Source organism: Maribacter sp. (assembly GCF_049667165.1).
In the GTDB taxonomy this organism is placed as follows: domain Bacteria; phylum Bacteroidota; class Bacteroidia; order Flavobacteriales; family Flavobacteriaceae; genus Maribacter_A.
Map to the genome: position 1 here is coordinate 1 of NZ_JBATHS010000274.1, position 8,146 is coordinate 8,146.

An 8,146-nucleotide genomic window follows, 5' to 3' on the forward strand; every position below is an offset into this window, starting at 1 on the left:
TGACCCCCCTTACATTGTCCCCTTTTCTAAAGAAGTCCGACGGAATCTGTCTATCTTTAGGCAAGATAATCTCATTTCCCTCATCATCCAATAAAATTATCGCCTTATGTCTTATGTGATGCACCTCGGCGGTGTAAATCTCCCCTTCCAAGTCTTTAAACTGCTTATAAATGGTTGTGTTGTCATGCTCATGGATCTTCGAGATGAGGTTTTGGCGCAACGCCAAAATCGCCCTTCTTCCCAAATTGATCAATTTCACCTCCTCGGACACATCCTCTCCCACCTCAAAATCGGGCTCGATCTTACGCGCCTCAGACAGTGAAATCTCTTCATTGGGTTCCTCGACCTGCCCATCTTCAACAACAATACGGTTTCTCCAAATTTCCAAATCCCCTTTGTCTGGGTTGATGATGATGTCAAAATTATCATCGGAACCAAATTTCTTTTTAAGCGCGTTCCTAAAAACATCCTCCAAAATCGCCATTAACGTTACCCTGTCAATGAATTTATCATCTTTAAATTCCGAAAAAGATTCAATCAGCGCAATATTTTCCATTTGTACACTATTAATATTTTAAAATAACTTTTGCTTCCTTAATTTCAGAAAATAAAATTTCCTTTTTTTTCTGAACCGTGGTTTTCCCTTTTCCTATGGGTTTGGGTTCCCGTGCCTTCCATTCCAACACGATACACTGTTCGTTGGTGTCTACAAGGTTTCCCTCAAAAATAGCTTCAGGGGTCTGTACCTTTACCTTTCTACCGATATTCTTTTTATATTGGCGGGGATTTATCATGGGTGACCCAGCTCCCGAGGAGGTGACGGTCAATGAAAAATCTTCTTCATCCCTATCGAGGTTATGCTCGATCGCCCGACTCACTTTTATACAATCCTCAACACTGACACCATGGTCACCATCCAATACCACGTGAATGCTATTATCGGCACCTACGGTAAAATCGATTAAAAAAAGTGATTCATCCTGTGCCAATGCCTCGTTCAAAAGCGACTTAACCTTATCCTTCAACATAACTTTCAGTAACAAAAGAGGGGACAAATTGTCCCCTCATGAATACCTAAATATCCTTTCAGTGATGCAAATATACAACATTTTATAATCTACAACAAGCTTATTTTCAAGATCTCGTATAGAAACAATACAACACACCGAAAGCGATATTTAAATGCTAATTATGGCCTTACCATTGTACTTTCCTCTTTGTTCAGTTTTAGCGTCGCTTTAGTAAGTATTTTGATTATCATCTCTATCTATGGTATTCGTTTTGTTTTGCTACGTACCTTTTTCGGAAACGATATTATTCCCCAATTGTTTATTGCCCCCCGTGGGTTGATCACGGTATTATTGTTTTATGCTATTCCACAAGAAGCACAGGTTGCCACTTTTGAGTCGGGTATTTTATTATTCGTCATCATCGCAACAAGCCTGATAATGACCTGGGGCATGATAAAGGAAGGCAAGAAAATGGGAAGATGCCCTACAGGCCAAAAATGAAAGTTTGGAGATCCCCGAAGCAGTGGAACCATTAAAAGAAAGGTTGCGTGATGATAACGCTTCGGAAGGAACAAATCTTGAAAAAGATTAGTTCTAGATCCCAGTCTTCTTACTCGATTTTTTTGGATTAAAAATAGGAATGGAATTCTGTGTCGAGCATATCGACAACCGTGCCCAAGGCAGGCGGGCGCTCAGCATAAACCCGTCTGTACCGGATGGTTCATCCGGGCGGGCTTCTCGTCCTAGCTTTATGCACAAAAAGAAATCCCGATGCTCAAAAAAGAACATCGGGATTAAAGTATCATTCGTTGGCCTACTAGGACTCCCTTCGGCTACGCTCAGGATAAACTTCTCGTCCTAGCTTTTTGCACAAAAAGAAATCCCGATGCTCGAAAAAGAACATCGGGATTAAAGTACCATTCGTTGGCCTACTAGGACTCGAACCTAGAACGACTGGACCAAAACCAGCTGTGTTGCCAATTACACCATAGGCCAATACCTCATCCAACGGGAAAAATCAGTTGATTATTTCATCATTAGAGCGTGCAAATTTAAGACAAAGTTTGGTTTGCACAAACATTTTTAAAAACAATCCTATAAAAAACAGCAGGTACCGCTGTTGTTAAAGGTTTATCAAAATTGTGGGGGCATATCTATATTAATTACTAAATTCGCCCACAAGGTAAAATCACGTATTACATGTTTTCAAAGAACTTCGAAAAATGGGACACCCTACTCGGATGGGTCGTCTTCTTTATAGCCCTAATCACATATAGCATTACCGTCGAACCCACTAGTAGTTTTTGGGATGCCGGGGAGTACATCGCCACCTCCGCCAAATTACAGGTCGGGCACCCACCTGGAGCCCCTTTATTACAAATGATAGGTGCCTTTTTTGCCATGTTCGCCTTAGAGCCAGATCAAATTGCCCGTATGGTGAATTATGTATCTGGGGTCAGCAGTGCATTTACCATTCTTTTTACGTTTTGGACCATTACGAATCTTACGAGAAAACTGATAGGCGAGGAAGAGCTGTTGACCAACAGCAAATCCATTGCGGTATTGGGCAGTGGGCTTGTTGGTGCTTTGGCGTTTACCTTCTCAGACAGTTTTTGGTTCAATGCCGTAGAGACCGAAGTGTATGCCAGTGCAAGTTTTATCATGGCCCTGTTGCTGTGGTTGGGGCTAAAATGGACGGATCATCTAGACACCCCTCGGGGCAACCGCTGGCTTATTCTCATTGCGTTTGTCGTAGGATTGACCTTCGGGATACAGTTTATGGGCTTTTTGGCAATACCGTCCATTGGCCTGTTGTATTATTTCAAAAAATATAAAAACACCACAGTTAAGAATTTCCTGTTGGCCAATGTTTTGGTCATTGCCGTTCTGATGTTGGTCTACAAATTTTCCCTGACGTACGTGCTCAAACTCTTTGGGTGGGCCGAGGTCTATTTTGTCAATAGCATAGGATTGCCCTTCAATTCCGGTTCCTTGATTATGGGGTTCTTGTTTATAGCCGCCTTTTATTTTGGATTGCGATATACGCGTAAAAATGACTTCCGTACGGCCAATACCATTGTGCTATCCATCATGTTCTTGTTCTTTGGTTTCTCTACTTGGTTACTATTACCGATCCGGGCCAATGCCAATGTGGTGATCAATGAGAATAATCCGTCGGACGCAAGGTCCTTATTGGCCTATTACAACCGGGAGCAATATCCGGGCGTAGACAGTCCGGTTTATGGGGCCTATTACTCCGATGTTTTCGCGCCTGCCGGAAAGGAAATTGACGACAAACCCAAATACGAAAAAGACTATGAACTTGGCAAGTATGTTATCGTAAACTACTATAAGAATGCAGCCCAAGACTCCAATGAAAAACATAAAGGCATTTTGCCCCGAATGTGGAGTGGCCAACATGCCGAAAACTACATGCGTTATTTTGGTCCTTTGGATTTTAAAATGAAACAACCCAATGAAGAGCTTCGGCAAGCGATAACCCAAGTCAAAACGGGTTATGCCAATGGGGAGATCGATACCGAACAATACATCAGCTTTTTAAAGCGATTCGATGAGTATCTTGAAGTACAACCCCCCACGGTATGGCAGAATGTCAAATATATGTTCGAGTTTCAATTCGGCTATATGTACTGGCGGTATTTTATGTGGAATTATGTAGGTAAGAACAACGACGTACAAGGCCGTTATGATGAAAACGGAAAATGGTTATCGGGCATCCCGATCATTGACAGTGCTTTTCACGGCAGCCAAAAGAATTTGCCAAGTGACATCAAGGACAACAAAGCCAGGAACACCTATTTCTTTTTGCCTTTGATTCTAGGTATTATCGGAATCTTATTCCAGGTATCGAAAAACCCAAAACAGTTTTGGGTCTTGTTCGTTTTCTTTTTGTTCACGGGCCTCGCCATCCAGTTTTATACGAATCCGTATATATTTCAACCACGTGAAAGGGATTATTCCCTTGTGGGGTCCTTCTATGTTTTTGCCTTATGGATAGGACTAGGGGTCTATGGCCTGTTCGATGAATTTAAAAAGTGGTTCAGTCCCAAGATTTTGGCGCCGGCAGTGACCCTAGTCTGCTTACTGGCGGTACCAACGGTAATGGCCGTGCAAAACTGGGATGATCATGACCGTTCTAATCGATATACGGCCGAATCCTCGGCAAAATCCTATTTGGATTCCTGCCAAAAAGATGCAGGGGCCATTCTCTTTACCATTGGGGACAATGACACGTTTCCCTTATGGTATGCCCAGGAAATCGAAAATTATAGAACTGATGTCCGTATCGTATGTACCAGCCTCTTCGAGACCGACTGGTATGTTGACCAGATGAAACGCAAGGCCTACACCAGTGATCCGATACCTTCCCAAATTTCCCATGATAAATATCGTTGGGGATCCAGGGACGTGCTGTACTTTCAAAATGTCGATCCATTGTTCAGTCGTGAAGTTTCCAAAAGCCGATGGGACGTCAAGGATTTTATAGACTGGATCGATAGCGATAAACCCCAGACGAAGTTCAAGTTTTTCTTGGAAAATCAGGATGTTGATGTCGATGAATATCCCGAGAATACACAAAACCTGGTATATTATCCGACCCAGAAAATACGCATTCCTGTCTATAAAAAAAATGTGCTGGAAAGTGGCCTGGTCAAGGCAAAGGATTCTGCTTTGATCGTCGATTATATCGATATTGACCTCCCTGGGGCCATTACCAAAAAAAGTATGATGATGTTGGATATTGTCGCCAATAACGATTGGAAACGACCACTCTATTTCTCAGGTGGAAGCTTTGACGATGCTGAATTCATTTGGATGAAAGACTATCTGCAATTGGATGGCATGGCCTATAAACTGGTGCCTATAAAAACAGAACGCAGCAATTCCTTTGACATGGGCAGGATAGATACAGAACTGATGTACGATATCGTCACAAAATGGGATTGGGGCAATTCTGGCAGTCCGGACATTTACCATGACCCCCAGACAAGGGTTCAAGGTATTTCATACCGAAGTAATTTGGCACGCTTAATGGAAAAGTTGATCCAAGAAAACAAGATCGATAAGGCCAAGGACATCATCAACTTGGCGATGGAGAAAATGCCGGTTGCTTATTTTGGATATTACCATTTTGTATTGCCTTTTATTGATGGATATTATAAGGTTGGGGAAACCAGTAAGGCCCATGAACTATACTCCGAGTTGAAGAAAATCTATCAAGAGCGATTGGAGTACTACGAAGGAATTCCTTTAGATCAACAGTACGACAAAATCGATGACATCATATCGGACATGGAATCATACCGTAGGTTGATCGATGTACTTATTGAGAACAATGACCGGGAAATGGCCGAAAAGGAAACCTTGATCTTTAACGAATACATTGATAAATTCAGCCATTTCTATAAAGATGAGATTCCGGCGCAAGAACCGGTCATGGAGACCAATCCGGATATTACTGATACCATTGCGGTCGATAATACCGAAACGGATGAAACTGAAAAAGAATTGGATTCTGTTTTGGGGCCGGATGGGAATTAAGCGTTTTTAACACCTTCCATTATCCTTGCACTGCCTTACCAAAACGACGTGCGTTTGGCTTTGGCATGGCCAAGCATTTAATTTTATGCTTCGTGGATTCTCCGTTTAAAAAGGATAGATAAGCGATTATACGTACTCATTAAGAATACCGATAAGTGTGTTGGCATCCTGTTCCCCACTCTGGCGCCAAACCATTTCACCCTTTTTGTAGATCATCAGGGTAGGCAATCCTTTGACGCGAAGGGCTTGGGATAGTTCCTTATTCTTGTCCACATCGATCTTAATGACCTTGCCTTTATCACCCAGGGCGGCGGCAACATCCCGAAGTACAGGATGCATTGCGGTTGATTGTTCGTTCCATTCTGCATAGAAATCCAACAAAACGGGAACGTGTAAATCTATCAGTTCACCAAACTTAGACATATAGAGTTGTTTCGGTTACAATCCAAATGTAAGAAAAAATGTTAAAAAACCGCTTTTTGCTACACTTTTGTAGCCTATTCTTGAAGTTAAAATCATGTTAACGACTTTTTCTTTAAGGTAATCACCGAAATCTCGGGCCAAATACCTACCCTCCCGGGATAACCCAAAAAGCCGAAACCACGATTTACATTGATGAACTGACCCATTTCCTGATAAATGCCCGCCCAATATTTATAACGCCATTTTACTGGGCTCCATTTTACCCATCCCGGGATTTCTATACCAAACTGCATCCCGTGGGTATGGCCGCTTAAGGTAAGATGATAATGATAATCGTCGTGAATGACCACATCTTCCCAATGCGATGGATCATGGCTCATCAAAATCTTGAAATCATCCTTGGATATGGTTTCCGTAGCCTTGGAAAGATCTCCCGCCTTTTTAAATCCACCCCTACCCCAATTCTCAACGCCGACCAGGGCAATCCTGTCCGCTCCTTTTTGAAAATACCTACTTTCATTCAACAAAAGATCAAAACCGATCTCACGCTGAAGGTTTTTTAACGTTTCAAGGTTTTCGTTTTTCAATTCCTCGGTATCCCATGTCACATAATCCCCATAATCGTGGTTGCCCAAAATAGAGAATTTACCTTCCTTGGCCTTCAATTTTGCAAAGGTATCTTTCCAAGGCAACATTTCCTCGGCTTTATTATTCACCAGATCACCCGTAAATAAAATAACATTACTCTCTTGTTTGTTCACCAAATCGATGGCATATTCTATCTTCTTGCGGTTATCGAAACTACCACTATGCACATCGGAAATCTGCGTAATCTGAAAACCGTCAAAAGCGGCAGGTAGATCATCGAACTCCAATTGATATTTAAGAACCTTGAAATTATACTTACCTCGATACATCCCATAAAGCAAGGCCCCAAAGGGTATCGCGGCAATGCCCATGGCTATCATGCTCAAGAACCGTCTACGTTCGGGGAAACTGAACTCCTTACTGCCTCCGAACAACTTGTGATAGCTGCCGCTTAAAAAGCGAAAAAGGTCTTCGGAAAAAAGGAAGATCACCGTAATGATATTGAAGGTAATAATGGTCAACAAAAACCCAAAGGCATAACTCTTGGGCCGGCTCAAGACCCTTCCGGCATCCTCGCCCCACGTAAATTGATAGACGAAATTGAATAATATGATCAAAGCAATACCGATATAGGTAAAGTACACCCAAGGGTACCTGGTCACGGTTCTAAGGGCCTGTAAGACATAGAAACCAAGGGCCGTATAAATAGCGATAAAAATTATCCAACGCAGCATAGTGGGGTTTTTAACAAAGGTATTTCTTTACAGCATGTTGTTCATGCCATTTACAGTTTATTTAACTTCCTTCAGTACGTTTCTCAGGACCTCCACATTCGAGACAAAAACACCCTCATCCCGCAAGAAGGAAGGTGTGTTCATCGAAATAGGCGGGGTAGCGTTCAATCGTTGTTCGTAAACCGTTCCCGATAAATGTACTGCCTTAAATCCACTTGCCTTAAATTGAGAAACAGTATCGGGATGTATACCACTTCCTGGCATAATAGTGCAGGTGGTTGCTTGTTCGTTCAATACCGATAATAACCCAATTCCTTTCAAAGCTGTTTTTTGCTGGCCGGATGAAAGGATATAATCCACCCCCAAATTTTCCAGTTGTTTCAATGTGTCCATGGGATCCAATACCCAATCAAAGGCTCTATGAAAGGTGAATTTCAACTCCTTGGAAGCTTCCGCCAATTTTTTGGTGCGTGCAACATCCAACGTTAAATCTTTGTGCAACACCCCCGAAACAATACCATCGAAACCCAACTCAATACAAAGCGCAATATTCCTTAACATAATATCGAACTCCCCATCGGTATAGGAAAAATCCCCACTTCGAGGACGCACAAGGACATGAACAGGAATCTTTATGTTCGCCTTTATAGCCTTCAAAAGTCCGTAGGAAGGGGTAATACCACCAACGGCCAATTCAGAGCACAGCTCAATCCTATCAGCTCCGGCTTTTTCGGCATTCAGGGCAGATTCCAATGAATTGGCACAAACTTCTACTAACATATTGCTTATATTTAACACCCTAAAATTAAGTAACACCCGCTGATGAAA

The 8,146-nt window shown here is 42.3% G+C and carries 7 protein-coding genes and 1 tRNA gene; 2 read left to right on the forward strand and 6 right to left on the reverse strand.

Going from position 1 to position 8,146, the window contains the following annotated elements; all coding sequences use genetic code 11:
- Both WBM98_RS13280 and rimP read right to left on the reverse strand, forming a co-directional pair.
- Window positions 1-556, reverse strand: a 556-nt coding sequence (locus WBM98_RS13280; protein WP_424366505.1) for a NusA N-terminal domain-containing protein, incomplete at its 3' end; no start/stop codon positions are given.
- 10 nt (window positions 557-566) lie between these two features.
- Window positions 567-1,028, reverse strand: coding sequence for a ribosome assembly cofactor RimP (gene rimP / locus WBM98_RS13285; protein WP_424366510.1), 462 nt, complete (start codon window positions 1,026-1,028; stop codon window positions 567-569).
- A 189-nt stretch (window positions 1,029-1,217) separates the two neighbouring features.
- Between rimP and WBM98_RS13290 the strand changes: the two genes are divergently transcribed.
- The gene (locus WBM98_RS13290; RefSeq protein ID WP_424366506.1) at window positions 1,218-1,511 is read left to right on the forward strand and encodes a hypothetical protein; all 294 of its coding nucleotides are present in this window, start codon (window positions 1,218-1,220) and stop codon (window positions 1,509-1,511) included.
- A gap of 423 nt (window positions 1,512-1,934) precedes the next feature.
- On the opposite strand, the gene WBM98_RS13295 is transcribed toward WBM98_RS13290, so the two are convergent.
- Window positions 1,935-2,006: transfer RNA gene (locus WBM98_RS13295), tRNA-Gln, on the reverse strand.
- A gap of 204 nt (window positions 2,007-2,210) precedes the next feature.
- Here WBM98_RS13295 and WBM98_RS13300 point away from each other — a divergent pair.
- Complete coding sequence (locus tag WBM98_RS13300; RefSeq protein WP_424366507.1) at window positions 2,211-5,573, forward strand: DUF2723 domain-containing protein; 3,363 nt, start codon at window positions 2,211-2,213, stop codon at window positions 5,571-5,573.
- Between the two features lie 126 nt (window positions 5,574-5,699).
- Here the strand turns inward: WBM98_RS13300 and WBM98_RS13305 are convergent, their stop codons facing one another.
- The 3 genes from WBM98_RS13305 to WBM98_RS13315 form a co-directional block, all read right to left on the reverse strand.
- On the reverse strand, window positions 5,700-5,996 hold the full coding sequence (locus WBM98_RS13305) for a thioredoxin family protein (protein ID WP_109651210.1): 297 nt from the start codon (window positions 5,994-5,996) through the stop codon (window positions 5,700-5,702).
- Between the two features lie 92 nt (window positions 5,997-6,088).
- Window positions 6,089-7,318 (reverse strand): metallophosphoesterase, encoded by a 1,230-nt coding sequence (locus WBM98_RS13310; protein WP_424366508.1) that lies wholly within the window; start codon window positions 7,316-7,318, stop codon window positions 6,089-6,091.
- 57 nt (window positions 7,319-7,375) lie between these two features.
- On the reverse strand, window positions 7,376-8,146 hold a 771-nt coding region (locus WBM98_RS13315), incomplete at its 5' end, for a copper homeostasis protein CutC (protein ID WP_424366509.1).

Excerpts from the sequence above, each read along its gene's own strand:
- WBM98_RS13310 (WP_424366508.1), bottom strand. The coding sequence starts at position 7,318 with ATGCTGCGTTGGATAATTTTTATCGCTATTTATACGGCCCTTGGTTTC.
- WBM98_RS13305 (WP_109651210.1), bottom strand. The coding sequence starts at position 5,996 with ATGTCTAAGTTTGGTGAACTGATAGATTTACACGTTCCCGTTTTGTTG.
- WBM98_RS13300 (WP_424366507.1), top strand. The coding sequence starts at position 2,211 with ATGTTTTCAAAGAACTTCGAAAAATGGGACACCCTACTCGGATGGGTC.
- rimP (WP_424366510.1), bottom strand. The coding sequence starts at position 1,028 with ATGTTGAAGGATAAGGTTAAGTCGCTTTTGAACGAGGCATTGGCACAG.